Origin of the sequence: Paenibacillus kribbensis (genome assembly GCF_001705305.1) — a bacterium.
Taxonomy (GTDB): domain Bacteria; phylum Bacillota; class Bacilli; order Paenibacillales; family Paenibacillaceae; genus Paenibacillus; species Paenibacillus kribbensis_B.
The window spans coordinates 125,096-142,641 of record NZ_MCBP01000008.1 but is presented as its reverse complement, the minus strand read 5'-3'; the positions used below and the strand labels follow the sequence as shown (position 1 = coordinate 142,641).

The 17,546-nt window shown below is 48.4% G+C and carries 14 protein-coding genes; 4 read left to right on the top strand and 10 right to left on the bottom strand.

Features of this window, described 5'->3' with window-relative positions; translation table 11 throughout:
- Positions 1–183: 183 nt before the first annotated feature.
- Together BAZ21_RS15970 and BAZ21_RS15965 are read right to left on the bottom strand one after the other, a co-directional pair.
- Entirely contained in the window at positions 184–834 is a 651-nt protein-coding gene (locus BAZ21_RS15970) for a bifunctional 2-keto-4-hydroxyglutarate aldolase/2-keto-3-deoxy-6-phosphogluconate aldolase (protein ID WP_068502660.1), read from the bottom strand.
- A gap of 12 nt (positions 835–846) precedes the next feature.
- A complete protein-coding gene (locus BAZ21_RS15965; protein WP_068502658.1) occupies positions 847–1,635 on the bottom strand; it encodes an IclR family transcriptional regulator in 789 nt (262 codons plus the stop codon).
- A gap of 359 nt (positions 1,636–1,994) precedes the next feature.
- Here BAZ21_RS15965 and BAZ21_RS15960 point away from each other — a divergent pair, with 359 nt between their 5' ends.
- Entirely contained in the window at positions 1,995–2,585 is a 591-nt protein-coding gene (locus tag BAZ21_RS15960; protein ID WP_068502655.1) for an AAA family ATPase, read from the top strand.
- 81 nt (positions 2,586–2,666) lie between these two features.
- On the opposite strand, the gene udk is transcribed toward BAZ21_RS15960, so the two are convergent.
- Both udk and BAZ21_RS15950 read right to left on the bottom strand, forming a co-directional pair.
- Complete coding sequence (gene udk / locus BAZ21_RS15955) at positions 2,667–3,302, bottom strand: uridine kinase (protein WP_068502652.1); 636 nt, start codon at positions 3,300–3,302, stop codon at positions 2,667–2,669.
- Positions 3,303–3,377: 75 nt separating this feature from the next.
- On the bottom strand, positions 3,378–3,899 hold the full coding sequence (locus tag BAZ21_RS15950) for a ClbS/DfsB family four-helix bundle protein (RefSeq protein ID WP_068502649.1): 522 nt from the start codon (positions 3,897–3,899) through the stop codon (positions 3,378–3,380).
- 319 nt (positions 3,900–4,218) lie between these two features.
- On the opposite strand from BAZ21_RS15950, the gene BAZ21_RS15945 reads away from it, so the two are divergent.
- A complete protein-coding gene (locus BAZ21_RS15945) occupies positions 4,219–6,312 on the top strand; it encodes a pectate lyase family protein (protein ID WP_068502646.1) in 2,094 nt (697 codons plus the stop codon).
- 111 nt (positions 6,313–6,423) lie between these two features.
- Here BAZ21_RS15945 and BAZ21_RS15940 read toward each other — a convergent pair whose 3' ends face one another.
- The 3 genes from BAZ21_RS15940 to BAZ21_RS15930 all read right to left on the bottom strand — a co-directional run bounded on the left by BAZ21_RS15940 (position 6,424) and on the right by BAZ21_RS15930 (position 11,577).
- On the bottom strand, positions 6,424–6,768 hold the full coding sequence (locus BAZ21_RS15940; RefSeq protein WP_068502643.1) for a hypothetical protein: 345 nt from the start codon (positions 6,766–6,768) through the stop codon (positions 6,424–6,426).
- Positions 6,769–6,913: 145 nt separating this feature from the next.
- Complete coding sequence (locus tag BAZ21_RS15935; protein ID WP_068502639.1) at positions 6,914–9,925, bottom strand: DEAD/DEAH box helicase; 3,012 nt, start codon at positions 9,923–9,925, stop codon at positions 6,914–6,916.
- Positions 9,922–11,577, bottom strand: coding sequence for an SWIM zinc finger family protein (locus BAZ21_RS15930; protein ID WP_068502636.1), 1,656 nt, complete (start codon positions 11,575–11,577; stop codon positions 9,922–9,924). Before BAZ21_RS15930 ends, BAZ21_RS15935 begins: the two co-directional genes overlap by 4 nt.
- A 285-nt stretch (positions 11,578–11,862) precedes the next feature.
- Between BAZ21_RS15930 and BAZ21_RS15925 the strand changes: the two genes are divergently transcribed.
- Entirely contained in the window at positions 11,863–12,519 is a 657-nt protein-coding gene (locus BAZ21_RS15925) for an alpha/beta hydrolase (RefSeq protein ID WP_068502633.1), read from the top strand.
- A gap of 515 nt (positions 12,520–13,034) precedes the next feature.
- On the top strand, positions 13,035–13,214 hold the full coding sequence (locus BAZ21_RS15920; RefSeq protein WP_029390253.1) for a hypothetical protein: 180 nt from the start codon (positions 13,035–13,037) through the stop codon (positions 13,212–13,214).
- Positions 13,215–13,256: 42 nt separating this feature from the next.
- Here the strand turns inward: BAZ21_RS15920 and pgmB are convergent, their stop codons facing one another.
- The 3 genes from pgmB to BAZ21_RS15905 form a co-directional block, all read right to left on the bottom strand.
- Complete coding sequence (pgmB, locus tag BAZ21_RS15915; protein ID WP_068502629.1) at positions 13,257–13,916, bottom strand: beta-phosphoglucomutase; 660 nt, start codon at positions 13,914–13,916, stop codon at positions 13,257–13,259.
- Between the two features lie 24 nt (positions 13,917–13,940).
- Complete coding sequence (locus BAZ21_RS15910; RefSeq protein WP_068502627.1) at positions 13,941–16,223, bottom strand: glycoside hydrolase family 65 protein; 2,283 nt, start codon at positions 16,221–16,223, stop codon at positions 13,941–13,943.
- Between the two features lie 139 nt (positions 16,224–16,362).
- Positions 16,363–17,385, bottom strand: a complete 1,023-nt coding sequence (locus BAZ21_RS15905) for a LacI family DNA-binding transcriptional regulator (protein WP_068502624.1) — start codon at positions 17,383–17,385, stop codon at positions 16,363–16,365.
- Between the last annotated feature and the right edge of the window lie 161 nt (positions 17,386–17,546).

Genomic DNA, 17,546 nt, shown 5'->3' with positions numbered 1-17,546 from the left:
GTATACGTTTACATTTATCCTGGTTATTAAGCTCATTTCAGAAATTTCTTAGCTCTGGTTGATATGGGCGATTCACAACGATGGCTTCGCAGCTTTCGGAAAATCCGAAGGTCAGCTATTGATCGTTGTGATGCCGCATATCTTGCCTAATATGATCTATACAGGCTCAGCCAATCGGGATGCTTATAGGGAACGCGCCGCCGCAACTGCCTCCAGAAATTCCTTGGCAGCTGCCGTAACTTTACTGTAATCCCCGTCCTTTTGCGCTGCTTTGGTGATATAGCTTCCTACGCCAACTCCGATGCAGCCGGCTTGCAGCCATTCATGCACATTTTGCGGAGTTACTCCCCCAGTAGGGGCGATGGGAGCTTGAGATAATGGAGCGGTAACCGATTTTACATATTGCGGGCCTAACACTTCGGCTGGGAAAAGCTTGACGATGTCAGCTCCGGCCTCTAATGTTTCCAATACTTCCGTCGGGGTAAAAGCGCCACTAATGGTCACGGCCTGATAACGGTTGGCCATTTTGATCATTTCGGGGTTGAGCTGCGGACTTACCAGAAGCTCTGCCCCCGCTAAAATAGCTGCTCTTGCCGTTTCGGCATCCAATATAGTTCCAGCACCGACAAGAACGTCTTCATCACGGTACTTTTCCGCCAGTGTTTGAATGACACGAAGCGCATTCGGTACGCTCATTGTGATTTCCAGCGCCTTAATACCGCCTTTTACGGCTGCTTCCGCTACTGCCAAAGCTTCTTGCTCGCTGTCCAAACGAATGATCAGCACAATGCCTGTGTCTGCTATTTTCTTGAGATTATTGAACTTCTTCCACATCATCTTATCCTCCTAATCGTTATACAGCCGTTCACCACGGTATCCCAACTGGTTGGACAGCTTGAGCGCTGTTTCCTTGACCAGCTTGACGATCATACTCTCGCGCTCCGGTGTCATGGTAGAGTACATGCTCGCTACACTAATTGCTGCTACCGGCTGATTCCATTGGTCATATATCGCAGAACCGATGCAATACATTTCCAAATTATCTTCCCGGTCATCAATGGAATAACCACGCGCCCGAATTTCCGCCATATCCTGCAAAATTTCTTGTAACGTTACCTTCGAGTATTGTGTTTTGGCCGGAATTTCTCCGTCTCCCAGAATAAACTGGATTTTTTCTGTTGGTAACGCTGCCAAAAGTGCCTTGCCGATTCCTGTGGTGTGTATGAATCTTCGCGAGCCCAGCTTTGCTGTCGGCCTCATAACAGAGTGATTTTCCGCCTTATCCAGATAGACGATCTGCCCTTTATCCTCAACTCCAAGAAAAACAGTGCTGCCCGTCTGTCTGTTCAGCTCCTGCAACAGCGGTCTGGCCAGATGGGGGATGCCCATGTTGGATAAATAAGCTATACCTGTTTCAAAGGAGCCAATGCCCAAACGATAGGTTTTCAGGCGCGGATCATCCAGCTCAATAAAGTTTTTATAGAGTAATGTCTGCACCAGTTCGAAGGCGCTGCTTTTGGGCAGCCCCAACGTCTTGCAAATTTCGTTCAGTGTTAGAGGGGAATCGCTATTAGATAACAGGACCAGAAGATCGACAACCCTTTCGGCTGATTTATTCAGCTTAAAATTTTCCATGCAATCTCCTTCATTCAGTTATGGTTCGTATATGCGAACTATGTTCATTGTATCGAACTTCGGGTTTATTATAGTACAGCCTGACAAGAGAGATCAATAACCTTTACAAAATATTTTATTTATAGCGATACAGGATTGAATTTCTTATGAAAACGTTATAATCTAAATAAAAAACAAATTCAATATTACGAATCTAGTTCGTATATGCGAACTTTGTGGAGTTTGTGCGGCTTCTGGATGTATACCATACAGATATTGCTGATCTTTCGATTGGAACCGCATACATTGACGAATTTGCTTCATGAAGATGAGTGGAAATCCTGAAATACAGAATACGGGTTATGGAGGAGGAATTGCGGATGCAACCTACAGCTATATTTTTAATCGGGGCTGCCAGTTCAGGTAAATCTACGATAGGCAAGCTCATTGCAACAGAATATCATTTTGCTTATTTGGATAAAGATATCATCTGTAATAAATTCACTGGTTTACTGCTGGAGTCCAAAGGATACTCGCCGCATGAGCGGGATGGAAACACTTTTTATAGCGATACGATCATGCCGCTTGAATATCAGACTTTGCTGGACTTAGCCAATGATAACCTTCAATTGGGGAGATCCGTCGTTCTGGATGCACCGTTTCTCGGTTATTTTTCTAACAAAGATTACATTCGGGAATTAAAAGAAAAATACGACTGGCATCATGTCAGACCGCTTGTATTACAGGTGGACGTGGATTTTGACACATTAAAAGAGAGGATGAAAGCCCGTGGATTGGAGCGGGACGAATGGAAATTTGCCCATTGGGATGCTTTTGTGGAAGGAATCCGTGCCAGAAAGTGTCTATGGGAAGACATTGACATCCGCCATTTTGATAATAGCCCCGCTGAAGTAGACAAGGACAGATTGTACAATATACTTCCCTTCCAAAAGACAACAACCACTTTGTAGTTTGGGTTGGGTGAAAATAAAAAGAAGCGCTCCCCGGAGTCGAAGTCATAGTATACTTCCTCCAAGGAGCGCTTTCTTCTTTTATACAGTCCCCCACGTCCGATCCCCTGCCAAATATTTTTCAGTCAAAATAGAGAGCAGTTGAATACCGACCTCATTATGTCCTCCCTCAGGAAGGATCAGGTCCGCGTATTTCTTGGAAGGCTCAATAAAGGCCTCATGCATAGGCTTAACCGTAGTCAAATAATGATCATGGATCGAATGGATGGTGCGGCCACGCTCCTCGATATCTCGAAGAACCCGACGAAGAATACGCACATCAGGGTCAGTATCCACAAATACTTTAATGTCGAGCAGGCTGCGGAGCTTTTCGTCAGACAGCACGTGCAGGCCCTCCAGCATAACGATATGATTCGGCAGAAGCTCTACCGTCTCATCGGTGGAACGAGCATGAACCGTAAAGTCATACACTGGCGCTTGAGTCGCTTGTCCTTTTTTCAGACATTGGAGATGCTCGATAAGCAAGTCATTGTCAAAGGCAAACGGATGATCATAATTGACCAAAGCACGTTCGTCATAGCTCAGATGTGAATTGTCTTTATAGTAGTTATCCTGAGATATGAAAGTCACTTTATTAGATCCCAGACGCTCAACGACAGCACGTGCTACCGTCGATTTACCGGAACCTGTACCGCCGGCAATACCAATAATAAGCATGGCGTTTCACTTACCCTTCCCTAAATGTATCCCGATACAACTCAAGTATTGTAGCACAACGCACACTTTTTTTCATCACTGTGGAGCTTTGTATTTCTTCCATTTTCGTAGCTTGGCCCTGAATGTTTTAAAAGGTGCCACAGAGTTGATATGAATCCATCTGGCCATGGGCCAGTTTGGGTTACTGCCCGTCCACTTGTGAACGCCCTGTATGAAGAGTTCTTCATGACTGAGTGTGTCAATCCAATCCAGCCATTTTTGCTCGGTTAGCTTGAATCGTTGGCGCAATTCGCGTAAAGAGTGGTGGGAGTAAGTTTGGTAAAAGGATTGGTAAAGCTCGCCTAGTCTATTCCATTTATAGTTTGGTGCAGGCATGATGACGGGTGATCCTTTCTTTTCGTCTCTGTCCCATGACATGACAAGCTGAAGCCATCCAAGCTGGTAAGCAATCATTTCTGCGGGGGTTTTATCTACCTCGGGAATTCGAATATCCTTTTGTTCCTCGTCTATGTTCTCGAATTCACTATCTAGCAGCAGGTAAGAGGCATGGATGGCTTCTTTTAACTCTGCTTTGGAGGTGTACTGGTAGCTGGACATCTAATCGCTCCTTTACTTTGTATTCATGATACTCACCTTTTTATATGTACTACTTCTAATATGACAACCTTATGTCTTATTCAAAAATAAAAAGAATAGCGATTTTTGTGATTTTATGAAAAAGCACTTGGTGTGTTCACGAAGAAGGATGCAAAATTAATAGAGAATTTAAGACAAAAGATAAGTAATTAGGCATATTTTAATATTTCTTTATATGTCTATAATTATTGGAGATAGTACTTGAACATGCAGGGATGTAGCTATGGAAGGTTTTTCGACTGTTTGGTACTCAATAATTATTTTATAAGGAGGATGTTACATGAAGTCAGATTTGATGAAAAAATGTGCAAATGTAATGTTGAGCAGTTCGTTGGCGCTGTCTTTATCGTTACCGTTACTAGGTCATGCGTATGCAGATGGAAGTTTACAGGTGAGTGATAACTTTGAACAAGGCGAGGCTCAAGGCTGGACAGTAGATTCGGGGAACTGGTCTGTTGTCAAGGGAGGGGATGGCTTTACATACCAGCAATCTGGTAAAAGTGAAGGCCGCTCTGTTAAAGGCGATGCTTCCTGGACGAACTATAGTGTGCAAGCAGATGTGTATATAGACGATTTTAACGGCTCCAACCGGGTGTATGTTGCAGGCAGATACACAGATGCCAAAAACTTCTATGCGGCTTCGTTGTACAACAAGAAGGGCGGGGCTCTGGAAATTCGTAAAAAGGTAAACGGTTCTATGAAGACACTGGCTACCAACAAAAAGTACAAGCTGGATACAAATACGTGGTACAGAGTAAAGCTGGAGCTGTCCGGTTCGGAAATTAAGATGTACGTCAATGATAAACTGGAGTTGACTGCAAAAGACTCCAGCCTGACTGCGGGAGCTGTTGGCTTGGTAACCTCCAAGGCATCCGCCCAATTCGATAATGTGATTGTATCCGGTACTACCTCTGGAGGGGATACAAGCACACCGCCTGCGAAACCGGAGCCAGGCAAAGATCAGCAAACTCCTGGCACGAATGACAACGCAACCTTCAAAAACAGCTATAATTTGACCGGCTTCTCGTATGGTAATACAGGCGGAGGAAACATTGCGGAAACCGATGCCAATTACAAAAAGGTTTACAACGCTGTAGATCTCCACGAAGCACTGAAAAAAGGCAGCAAAGTCAAGGTGATTGAGATTATGAATGATCTCGATCTCGGTTGGAATGAAATGCCAAGTGCTGCCAAGCTAAACCCTTTTAGTGCCCACAATGCTGTACAGACACATCCTGTTCTGAAGAAAACAGGCGTGAGCAAAATCTATATTCAAAACTTGAATGGAGTCACCATTTTCTCGGCAAAGGGCGCTAAAATCAAACATGCCGGCTTCGTCATTAAAAACAGCTCTAATTTGATTTTCCGCAACCTCGAATTTGACGAGCTTTGGGAGTGGGATGAAGCAACCAAAGGCAATTATGATAAAAATGATTGGGATTATATTACTGTCGAAGGTGCAAGTTCCAAGGTGTGGATTGACCATTGCACATTCAACAAAGCCTATGATGGATTGGTAGATGTGAAAAAAGGCAGTAACGGAGTTACTATTTCCTGGTCTCTGTTCAAAGGAGATGACCGCAGCTCCAACAGCTGGGTAACCCAACAGGTTAACGCCATGGAAGCAGACAAATCCTCCTACCCTATGTACGCTTATCTGAGAAGCAGTGCCGTAGGATTGAGTAAAGAAGATATCATTGATATTGCAGCAGGACAAAAGAAGGCGCATCTGGTTGGTGCCACGGAAATGGCAGCCGACAATCCGGATTTGGAAGTGACGCTGCATCATAATTACTACCTGGATATTCAGGACCGTATGCCACGTTTGCGTGGCGGTAATGCTCATGCATATAACATCGTTATAGATGATGCCGGATTGGCCAGAGCCAAAAAACGGATTACGTCCGACATGGCAAAAGCGATTGCTGCCAAAGGATACCATTTTGACGTCGTAGGTAACGGTGCGATTTCAACCGAAAATGGTGCGGTACTGCTTGAAAAATCGTATTTAATTGATGTATTTTCTCCAGTTCGCAATAACCAAAAAGATGCTAAAAAAGCCGACTATACAGGTAAAATCAAAGCAGAGGACGTCATCTTCTCGGATAAAGGCAACGTATTCAGAGGAGGCAGTGAAGAAGCGAACAGCCCGTTAGCTCCGTATCCTGCGACGGCCAAGGATTTCTCCTGGAATGGATTCACAAAACTGCCATACAGCTATACAGCCGAAAATCCTGAAAACCTGGTTGCTCAATTACAGGGCAAGGATGGAGCAGGTGCAGGCAAGCTGAACTGGTCAAAAGAAAACTGGCTCAAAACAGCATACAATGCAGCCGTTTCGAAAAATGTACAAGCGGTGGAAGACTCCGAATAAGTATTTGAGGATTTTGCAAAATCCTGATTCACGAAGAAGCAGCTAGGACAGATATGCTCTGTTCCTAGCTGCTTTTTCGTTAACCGCATTTAGGCTGCGTTCGGCATGTTTTTAACCGATAACAACAAACGAGGATACGCCAGGAGGTACCGTTCTAACCCGGAATAACGTTCCATCGTCTCTAAAGGTGCGCAGAATGAAAGTCTGGTTCGTAGGTGTGCGGACTCTGCTGAATCGGGCAGTGCCAAAACTGTCGAAGCCTGCAGCTTGCACAAAGCTTCCATTTAGACGCCGGAGTGTAGCAAAAAATCCGGTTGTGTTAAAAGGTACACCATCAGTGTTAGCCCAGATGACCGTAAATCGACGGAAGGTTTGCGTTGGACTCACATTGCGATATCTCGTAATAGGAACTTTTCTGCCTGTGGATTTCAGCGTTTGCGGAGGACGAATGGCCACTTCAAATCAACTCCTTTGTTGTGATGAGATAGTAGATGCACACAAAGGAGTTTTGGACTGAGCTATAGACTACTTTTAAAAAAATAGGTATACATCGAACTTAAAATGGCACTCCATGTACATAATAGTTCGACTTGGGACCTCATCATGCCCAATCGCGCCGCAGCGTAAAGAGTTCTCTCAATGCGTCTGTCGATAGCTCGGTAATCCAGCCCTCGGTGCTGGAAATGATTTGGTCGCTAAGCTGCTGCTTGCTCTCCAGCATTTCGTCAATGCGTTCCTCCAGTGTGCCCAGCGAGATAAATTTGTGCACCTGTACGTCCTTCGTTTGTCCCATCCGATAGGCGCGGTCTGTGGCCTGATTTTCGACTGCCGGATTCCACCAGCGGTCGAAGTGGAAGACATGGTTGGCCGCTGTCAGATTCAGTCCCACACCACCAGCCTTCAGTGACAAAATAAATACAGACGGCTGCTCTTCAGGCGGCAGTGTGTGAGACTGGAATTGATCAATCATCCGGTCGCGTGCAGTTTTGGAGGTGCTGCCGTTCAGATAGAGCACGGGCTCTTGCAGTTCTTGAGCGAGCACCTGTTGGAGCATCCGTCCCATACCAATATATTGCGTGAAAATAAGGCAGCGCTCACCTTCCGCCCGCAGCTCCTTAACCATGGACAGAATACGCTCAAGCTTGGATGAACGACTGATAAGAGCTTCGAGCTCGGATGGACTATACCCGGAAGCAGCGACATTCAGAGCCGCCTCCCTGGTCAAAAGGGCAGGGTGATCACAAAGCTGCTTTAGCTGGGTGAGAGCGGATAGAATGGCTCCTTTCCGCTCAATGCCCTCCAGCTTCTGCATCCGTTCCATCAACTCTTTGACAATCTGGTCATAGAGCGCTCCCTGCTCGGAGGTGAGGTGAATATAGGTTTTCATCTCATTTTTATCAGGCAAATCAAGCTGTATAGCCGGGTCTTTTTTCTTGCGCCGCAGCATGAAGGGCTGAACCAGCTTTTGCAAATCCATCGTGCGCTGCTCGTTATGTTCTTTTTCAATGGCATTCATGAACCGATTGCTGAAAGCACGTGAGCTGCCCAAATAGCCGGGATTGATAAAATCATAAATAGACCATAGCTCGGACAGCCGATTCTCAATAGGTGTCCCGGTCAGTGCTATACGATGACGTGCAGGGAAGCTGCGAACGGCGGTGGATTGCTTGGTTTGCGCATTCTTAATGTTTTGCGCTTCATCCAGGCAAATCGAATCCCAGGTCATACCTTGGAGCAGCTCTTGATCAAGGGTTGCTGTCGCAAAGGAAGTTAGTATGACATCGGCTTGCCGGGCCTCTTCGCGGAACAAGTCTCCCTGCTCCCGCTTGCTTCCATAATGTAGAAGGACCTTTAATGAAGGAGCGAAGCGGCTAAGCTCCTTTTGCCAGTTGCCCAGCACCGAAGTCGGGCAAATCAGCAGGGAGGTGGAGCGGACGCCCGTCTCCGCGGCCATCTCCTGCAAATGCAGTAAATAGGCGATAAACTGTACCGTTTTGCCAAGCCCCATGTCATCTGCCAAGCAAGCGCCCAGTCCAAAGCGGCGCAAAAAGGCAAGCCACGCGTAGCCATCCTGCTGATAGGCTCGCAGCTCGGCTTGCAATCCGTCCGGCGGGTCGAGTGCAGGCCACTCTGACTGTCTCCCGAGCTGGCTGATCAGCTTCAGCAGATGCGCGTTCAGCTCGACCTCCAGCCGGAAGCGTGCCGCGTCCTCCGGCTGCCCGCCTGAGGCGTCGCCTTCAGGCTCATCGGCATTGCCGAGCAGATGCAGCTGCAGGATGTCCTGAAAGGACAATCCCTGAGTGCTGTCGATTCCGGCCATCGCCCGGCGAATCTGCGCCAGCAGCGCGGGATCGAGCGCAATCCACTGGCCGCGGAAGCGCACCAGGCGCTCGTTGCGGGCCACCAGCTCGGCGAACTCGGATTCGCTTAGATCGGCATCGCCAATGGCTACACGCCAGTCGAACTGGACAATCGAGTCCAGTCCGAACAGCGAGCTGCCTTTCGTGCGCTCTCCCGCGCCTTCGCCCGCGCGGACCTTGGCCCGCAGCTTCGGCTTCTTGCGGGTGGCTGCCTCCCACCAAGCCGGCAGCAGTACCTGCCAGCCGCCCTCCAGCAGACGCTGGCTGTCGGTCGTCAGGAATTGCCACGCCGCTTCATCGGTGAGCGGGCGATTCAGCACGTCATCGCGGCTTCCGGTGCGCAGCCCGGCTGGCAAAATGGCGCTCAAGCGCTCCAGCCATCCGGCAGAGCGCTCCCGCACTTGCGCCGCCCACGCGTCGGGCCATGGGCCGGACGCGTATCCGTCATCGGCAAGCTGTACAGACACCAGCCGCGTTGTGTCAAGCTTGTCCTGCAGCACAAGCTTGAGCTGCCAGGACGACTCGTCGTCCTCCGGCGCTGGCTCCAGCAGCTGCAGCAGTGGGCGAAATGGCGCAGTATCGGCTTTCCAGCCGATGGCAATAAGCCATGCCCGCGCATCTAGCCCCGCAGCCACCGAGCGGCCTGGGGCGAAGAGGGGCGGGTACTCTCTTCGCAAATCGGCGGCTTCCGCTTCGGTGCCGTACCAGCGTTGGGACACAGCGGCCGAGAACGCCGTTGCGACTCCTTCGCGCTCGTCCTTTTCCAGGCTGCCCAGAAGCCGGGCAAGCTCTGTTAGCTGGGCGCTCTCCGGCATTAATTCGGATTCAGAAGCCTCTGGTGCACCCAGTGTTCCCAGTGATTCCACATCCCAAATCCATTGCAGCTTCCCTGCCTGAAATGCTGTGAAGCTGGGCACGTAGGCTTTCGCCTCAATGCAATGGGCAAGTAGAGGAATGGAGCGCAGCCAGGGGGCATGGGCTTCGTCCCAGATCCATTCGATATGCTCCAGCAGCTCGCCCCCTGCCAGAAAAGGAATCACTTGCTCCGAGGGAAGGACGATAATATCAGTGCCCTGAACGTGTTGCACCTCCAACTCGGTACCATAAAACGAAGCTTCATGCCAAGCAAACAAGCGCTGCTTTAACATTTGGCCGGGAATGCTATAGTTCATGGAGGAGTCCCCATAGATCAGCGCGTCTCCATAGGCAGTCAATCGGATGTGTACCGTGATCGTTTCGGTATATTGGCTCATGATAACAATTTCCCTTTCCGCAATTCCTCCTGTAGCGCCCGAAGGCGGCTGTGGCGGCTGGTGAAGCTGGTGAAAAACAGCTCCCAGCGCGGCTCTTGCTTCATTTTCTTGTATAGCTTGAACAGCCGTTTCAATAGTTTGACCGCCGCTTTATAGCCGGCTCTGTTTTTTTCCAGCACATATCGTTCTACCGCTTGATGGTAGAAGGGGAGCAGCAGCTCCGGTGCGTTCTTTTCAATGGGCTGTACAACGCTTACGCGAAAACTCAACGGCTCGCTGCGTATACTTAGCTGATAATCGATCCATTGTCGCCATTTTTCATGGGCAAGCAGTGTTTCTTCATACATTCCCCCGGCAAAAGGAAGCATGCTGACCAGCGTATCCCACATGTCCGGCTCTGCTTCTGGAAGGTGCTGCAATACGAGATTCCAATCATGTATATAGTCTTGCAAATGATCGTCCCGATGACTGTGAAGCAAGGGGCCGATATGCCGTAGTCCATCCTTGAGACGCGTCCAGTCTTCGGCTTCACGCAACGCGTGTAAGAATAAAAGCAGCTGATTCGAAGAGATTTTCAATGGAAAAGCCTGTTCTGCCTCTTGGAGCAGCGCCCAAGCCGCAACATCCTGTGACTGATAAACATGCATCCAGCTTTGGGCCAGTATCCAGGGAAGTCGAGCCAATGCTGGGCCCAACTCCTCCTCTGCTGCCTGTAAAAGCTGTAATTCCTCTGCATATATGCCGGGAGTTGGCCGTTCGGGGCGCATCCAGCGTAGCCAAAACCGATAATACGCGTCTGAAAAATAAGTGCCGTTCCGCGACTCTGTCAGCATTTTTCGGCGCAAATAGGCCAAGGTCTCTGCCATACGGGCTTCTTGCTTCGGTTCGTCGGTTAGCGCAAGCGGACTCTCAAAATCACGCTCGATCGCTTCTTTTAGCTCGTCTGCGGCAATTTGTGTGTAATACCCCATATAGGAATGAGTGGGGTAGCCCGGCATCGGGGACTGGGGCACCAGCTTTTCCAGCACACGCAGATGAGCGTGCAGTCCATATAGCTGCTGCATGCCGGGTGAAAGCGGCGGCTTCACAGCATAGATCGAGGCTAGAGCGCTTTGGACAAATTGGGAATTTTGAGTATTCACAGGGTTGAGGCCGATACACTGATCGAACAGATCATGCCATTCTGAAATGGGTATGTTCGGTATCTGGCTGGCTGTTTTACTGAGTGCGTTCCTGGCTGCTTCCTTGCGATCCATTGATAGGCTTGACCGGGCAGGAGACGGGGGGCGTGTGTCGGCTTTTGCAGCCAACCGAGTAAAGCCCGCTGAACGAGCATTCACCAACGCATGTACGGAACGTTCCTGCTCATTCGCGTAATTCAGCAGTACGGCGATCATATGCTTGCAATTGGTATGAACCGGACACGTACATCTGCTGGCAGCAAAAGCGTTCAAGTGGAGATCTACCTCGTAGAGCTCGCTTCCATCCACGACAGCTGCGATATGATCAGCATCAGGCATTGCGAATTCTTTTACCCTGCCTTGCTTAAAATATTGAAAGCCTCGTTTGATCGTTACATCATTAAAATGGTCAGCGGCGTTTTGGATAAGCTGCTGCCATTGTGTATCATCCATAAGATAGGTTGGTTTCATATGCATTAGTCTCCTAAGAGAGAAATAGTCGTTTTGATGTTAGCTTAGATGGTAGCTTAACTCTTCCATTATATCAGTTCACGCGTGTAAATTGAGGCGAAGGGAGCAGATGAAAAGTTTTCATGCGGGTTGACATGTCTTCTTCTCAAAAGTATATTACTATTGTAAATATAAAATAAATATTACTAATATTTTTGTGCTAATGATTCTGTTCAGGGATTGTTGGTTGTGAATTGAATGAGTGGAATTATGGAATACACATATGATGCAGAGGAGGATAAGAATATGTCATCTTTATATAGCTACGATATTCATTTGCCCAGTCAGCTTGATCCTAGCCGTACATATCCAACCATTTTTACATTGCACGGGAAAGGATCTAATGAGCAGGATATGTACGGAGTCGTGAAGCCGCTGTCGGAGGAGTTTATTATTATAGGCATTCGTGGAGATATCCCCATGGGCGGAGGGTTTCAATATTATGAGCTGAAAAGCCTGGGCAACCCGCTGCGCGAGCAGTTTGATCGGGCTATTGAACAGCTTCAGACATTCGTACAATATGCTACAGATCAATATCCGGTTGATCCTAGCAAACGGTATTTTCTTGGTTTCAGTCAGGGAGCGATTTTGTCCATGTCACTGGCGCTTACGCTTGGTAGTCAGTTGAAGGGAATTGTGGCGATGAACGGCTATGTGCCAGATTTTGTGAAGACAGAATATGCGTTGAAAAGCACAGAGGATGTATCTGTATTTATTTCTCACGGCGAATATGATTCCGTATTTCCGGTGAGCATCGGACATGAGACGGCAGCGTATTTCCAGGCCCGAACTTCTCATTCCACATTCAAAACATACCCGACGGACCACGGCGTTTCCCCTGATAACCAGCGGGATGTGGTTGAGTGGCTGCGTGAGGATGCGAGTGTTAGTTCAAATTCTTAACGATATAACAACTGAATATACTATACGCACGATATAGGTGTGAATTTGGGGCTACTAGGAATCTCCAAAATCCTCCACTTTTGTATTGATAGCAGTATATACGTATAGTAATATATTTACAGAGGGTGTAGTAAGCACTCCAGAAAGGAGAACCTAAGACGATGGGGACCGCGATTGTACTTTTACTCACGGCGCTGGTTAATCTCGCAGCTGCTTGGATGAATTTCCAAACAGCTAAGAAAAATAACCGCCGGGTAAAGTAAAAAGCCCCTTACGTTGCAGCGTAAGAAGGCTTAAATCAACAGCAAGGTTGGGGAGCAATCCCCTTCCTGCACCCTATCATCTTATGCTTATCTTACCCTCTTCATTCTCCGTTGTAAATTATATTTTACAAATTCGAGGAACTATAAAGGAGGCATCAGTATGCAAACTGTTACCCTTATCATCGCTGTGGTCGGTCTGGTTATATCACTGGCTGCTTTATCACAAGCTATTAAAAATAGGAGGTAATTGCTGTGGCAAGGAATGCGCTATCCTTTAGATTCCCGGAAGAGTTTGCTACGATGCTGCGTACCTGGTCATTTGTTACCGAAAAAGATCAAAGAACTATTTTGCAAGAAGCCTTCACAGAATATGCGAATAATCACCCGGACACCAAAGAGAAGGTCCTTCAAGTCATAAAAACGCTAAAATGACCCGTCAAAGAGACAGGTCATTTTTTATAGCTTCTCCCTTTTTTATCCCCTGAAAAAATGCTCCTCCAACATGCTCAAAGAAAGCTCGGCAGTGGAGGCTACCACGACATCCGCACCCTGCATTTGCGAGGGTGTTCCTACACCAACCGCGAACATCCCGGCACCCTTGATTGCCTGAATTCCCGCCTGCGCGTCCTCTATACCGATACAGTCGGCAGGCTGAACGCCCAGATTTGCGGCTCCGGTGAGGAAAATTTCCGGGTCCGGCTTGCCATGCCGAATGGCTGTGACATCCACCACACTATCAAAATAGCGCGTCAGCTCCAGCCGTTCCAGGATAAACGCTGCATTTTTGCTTGCAGAGGCCAGCGCTATGCCGATCTCGGCGTCATGCAGCTCTGTCAGAAGCGCTTTAATGCCCGGTAGTACGTCCGAGGGAGTTACAGCCGATATGAGCCGCTGGTACTCGGTGTTTTTTCGTGCGGCCAGCTCTCGCTTGTTTTCGTCTGAATACGCATCGGACAGATTGCCGCGCGCCAGTATTTTGTCGAGCGATTCCGTGCGGCTGATCCCTTTTAGCTGCTCATTAAATTCCCGATCAAAAGGAATACCCAGCGCCGTCGCCAAGCTTCCCCATGCCCGAAAATGATATTCGGCGGTATCTGTAATGACTCCGTCCAGGTCAAAAATCACTGCCTTCATTTGACTTCCCCCTGTCTACATGGATTATGAAACACTGCTCGTCATTAACGGCTGCCCGTTGGTGATGTGTGTCGGCCGTCCATACAGCTCTAGCGTTAAGGGTTCTCCGTCCAACAGCGTAATAACGACCTCATTTTCCTGTACGAGAATACTCAGCAAGCGACCGCGATAATTGATTTTAAACGTATATTTGCTCCAGCCCTGCGGCAGGAAAGGGGAAAAGCTCAGCGTTTCACGATACGTTCTCATACCGGCAAAGCCCTGCACGATCGCCAGCCAGCTTCCTGTCATGGACGTGATATGAAGTCCGTCTTCGGTATCGTTATTATAGTTATCGAGGTCCAGACGGGCCGTCCGCTTATACATCTCGACTGCTTTTTCCTCCATTTTGAGTTCGGCAGCCAGCACGGCGTGAATGGACGGGGAGAGACTGGATTCATGAACGGTCATCGGCTCGTAAAATGTAAAATTGCGTGCTTTTTCCTCCAGTGTGAACTGATCGCCAAAGAAGTACAGTCCTTGCAGCACATCGGCCTGCTTAATGAAGCAGGAGCGCAGGATTTTATCCCATGACCATTTCTGATTGAGTGGCAGGTTGCTGGGATCAAGGGACGATACAGGCTGTAAATCCTTATCCATAAAAGTATCGTGCTGTACGAAGATTCCCCGCTCCTCATCGTAGGGATAATACATGCGGTTGATGATATCCTGCCAATGCCCGAGCTCATCTTCTGCAACAGCCAGCTGCTTCAGCTTCTCTGCCGAAATCTGAGGCAGGACGGATAATGTATATTTTAAAACCCATGCAGCCAACGTATTGGTGTACCAGTTGTTATTGATGTTATTTTCATATTCGTTCGGCCCGGTAACCCCATGGATCATATATTGCTGATGGCGCTTGGAGAAATGAACCCGATCGGCCCAGAAACGGCTGATTTCGACCAGTACATCTATGCCATACTGGTGTAGGTAGGACGAGTCACCCGTGTAGTTGGTGTAATTATAAATAGCATAGGCAATGGCCCCGTTACGATGAATTTCCTCGAAGGTAATTTCCCATTCGTTATGGCATTCCACGCCCGTAAAGGTGACCATGGGATACAATGCCCCGCGAAGTCCTTGCTGAGCCGCGTTATGCTTGGCGCCATCCAGTTGATGATAGCGGTACAGCAGCAGATTTCGGGTCACACCCGGGTCGGCAAGCGCCAGGTACATAGGTACGGCGTATGCTTCTGTGTCCCAATAGGTGGCACCGCCATATTTTTCACCCGTAAAGCCCTTGGGACCGATATTCAGACGTGAATCCTCGCCGTAGTAGGTAGAGAATATCTGGAAAATGTTGAAACGTATTCCCTGCTGAGCCTCCGCATCTCCCTCGATTTCGACATCTGCTTTATCCCAACGTCTATCCCAGGCTGCAATATGCTCTTGCTTGAGTGCTGCGTAGCCTTTGTTCACAGCTTCCACAGCGATGCGTTCAGCCTGTGGGATCAGTGCATCCTTTTCCATATCACGTGAGGTGGTAACGGCCACAATTTTTTGCAGCTGAATGCTGTCGCCGGGAGCGACGCTGTATTGATAGTGCCGTGCAGCATACAAAAGGCCCTCTTCTGTCGTCTGCTGCTTCTGTCCCTCGGTCACAACGCCCATGGTAGCGTTTACGGTAAAGCGCGGAACACCAAAGGGATTATCTATCGTCGTTGTGGACAGGCTGATGAATTGCTCCTGAACCTCGCGCGCCTCCTCCAGCCAGAAAGCCTCATCATAGTTGGTGTCCTCATTTTTCGTATTGCCATCCAGATAGGGGACAAGCTCAATCGTTAGAGGCTGTTCACTTATATTCGTTGCCTGGTAATCCATCAGGCATAGCTCACGAGTGGTAATGCTTAGAAAACGCTCTGTAGTGATACGAACCTGACCGTTCACGGTGCAGGTCCGCCGCAGGATACCCTGCTTCATGTCCAGCTCCTGCACAAAATCACTGACGTACGCAGTAAATAAATCCACCTCCTGCTGGTCCACGATCAGACCGATGCCGATAAAATTCATCGCATTGATGACCTTGCCAAAATATTCAGGGTAGCCATTTTTCCACCATCCGACCTTCGTCTTGTCGGGGAACCAGACACCGGAAATGTAAGTCCCCTGATGATGATCACCTGAATAAGCTTCTTCAAAATTGCCGCGCATGCCCATATACCCGTTGCCTATGGACGTGATGCTTTCCTGTAATCGCATGTGTGTGGTATGTAGCGTGCGGGTTGTGAGCTTCCAGTTATCTACGTCGAATAATCGGTTATAAACCATGATTGCGTACCCCTCTCGGAAAATGAGATCGTTGTTGTAACGAAACCAATATATGAGCGAGTTCAGTATATAGTGCAACCGTTTGCCCTGTCAACGCAAAAAAACTGATTTTATGGAGGTCCATAAAATCAGTTTGGGCTCATTCCTCGGGGGATGACAGTGCGCGACAGGATTTGCGTTCTACGATTCGGTGGGGAACGATGATGTGTTTGGTCAATTCCTTGGGGTTTTCGATTTTCTCGATCAGGTTTTTGGCAGCCTGATAACCAAGCGTGAAGATGTCGATATCCACTGAAGTAAGCGAGGGACTCATCAGCTCGGCCAGCATCAAATTATTAAAGCTCACCATGGATAGCTGCTCCGGCATGGATACACCGAGCTGAAAAAGCATTTTCTGTACTGCCATGGCTACCAGGTCGTCGCTCACGATCATGGCGGTCGGCGGCGGGGAAACCTGCAATAACGTCCGCATATCCTCTGGATCAAAGGGCTCCCTGACCACATATTCGTCCGGTAGAGGCAAGCCGGCCTCTCGCAGCGCAACCTGATAGCCTCGAAGTCTTTCGATATTCACAATGCGTTCATGATCTCCGCCCACATAAGCGATGTGCTGATGATTCAGCCCGGTCAAATAAGTGACCACATCCTTGGCGGCCTGGTAATTATCGTTGTCTACATGGGTGGTTTCACTGACAAATTGCTGAGGCTTGCCGATGACGGTATAAGGTATTTTTTCTTTGTGAAGATACTCCACAACGCTATCTTCTTGCTTGGAGTACAGGACAATGTAGCCGTCAACGCGTCCTGTCCGTGTCATCAGCTTTACGCGGGATAGCAGCTCATCGCTTGTTTTTCCAGTGATAATCGACAGTGTATAGTTGTGCTCATTGACCCATTCGCTGATACCGCGAAGGCTCTCCGGAAAGAACGGATTTTGAAAGATCGCCACATCCGATTCAGGCATGATAATGCCAATCGACTGTGTGACACGGTTAGCCAGGCTTTGGGCTGAATAATTGGGTTCATAGCCAAGCGCCTTCATTTCTTTGCGGACACGTGCCTTGGTGGCCTCGCTGATTTTTGGGCTGTCTTGAATGACACGGGACACGGTGGAAGTAGCAACATTGGCACGCTTTGCGACATCTTTGATGGTTACTGCCATCGTCTTCGTCTCCTTTTGCTATCTCAAGCAGGAAATATTATGTTCTATCATACGATATTGCTCGAAAATCAACAAATTCGCGGCTTTTTTCGAGCGACATATCGTCATTAGCGGAGATATTTAGGAATTAGGGTATTGCCAATAGAAAGCGATATCATTAT

Excerpts from the sequence above, each read along its gene's own strand:
- BAZ21_RS15970 (WP_068502660.1), bottom strand. The coding sequence starts at position 834 with ATGTGGAAGAAGTTCAATAATCTCAAGAAAATAGCAGACACAGGCATT.
- BAZ21_RS15965 (WP_068502658.1), bottom strand. The coding sequence starts at position 1,635 with ATGGAAAATTTTAAGCTGAATAAATCAGCCGAAAGGGTTGTCGATCTT.
- BAZ21_RS15960 (WP_068502655.1), top strand. The coding sequence starts at position 1,995 with ATGCAACCTACAGCTATATTTTTAATCGGGGCTGCCAGTTCAGGTAAA.
- udk (WP_068502652.1), bottom strand. The coding sequence starts at position 3,302 with ATGCTTATTATTGGTATTGCCGGCGGTACAGGTTCCGGTAAATCGACG.
- BAZ21_RS15950 (WP_068502649.1), bottom strand. The coding sequence starts at position 3,899 with ATGTCCAGCTACCAGTACACCTCCAAAGCAGAGTTAAAAGAAGCCATC.
- BAZ21_RS15945 (WP_068502646.1), top strand. The coding sequence starts at position 4,219 with ATGAAGTCAGATTTGATGAAAAAATGTGCAAATGTAATGTTGAGCAGT.
- BAZ21_RS15935 (WP_068502639.1), bottom strand. The coding sequence starts at position 9,925 with ATGAGCCAATATACCGAAACGATCACGGTACACATCCGATTGACTGCC.
- BAZ21_RS15930 (WP_068502636.1), bottom strand. The coding sequence starts at position 11,577 with ATGAAACCAACCTATCTTATGGATGATACACAATGGCAGCAGCTTATC.
- BAZ21_RS15925 (WP_068502633.1), top strand. The coding sequence starts at position 11,863 with ATGTCATCTTTATATAGCTACGATATTCATTTGCCCAGTCAGCTTGAT.
- pgmB (WP_068502629.1), bottom strand. The coding sequence starts at position 13,916 with ATGAAGGCAGTGATTTTTGACCTGGACGGAGTCATTACAGATACCGCC.
- BAZ21_RS15910 (WP_068502627.1), bottom strand. The coding sequence starts at position 16,223 with ATGGTTTATAACCGATTATTCGACGTAGATAACTGGAAGCTCACAACC.
- BAZ21_RS15905 (WP_068502624.1), bottom strand. The coding sequence starts at position 17,385 with ATGGCAGTAACCATCAAAGATGTCGCAAAGCGTGCCAATGTTGCTACT.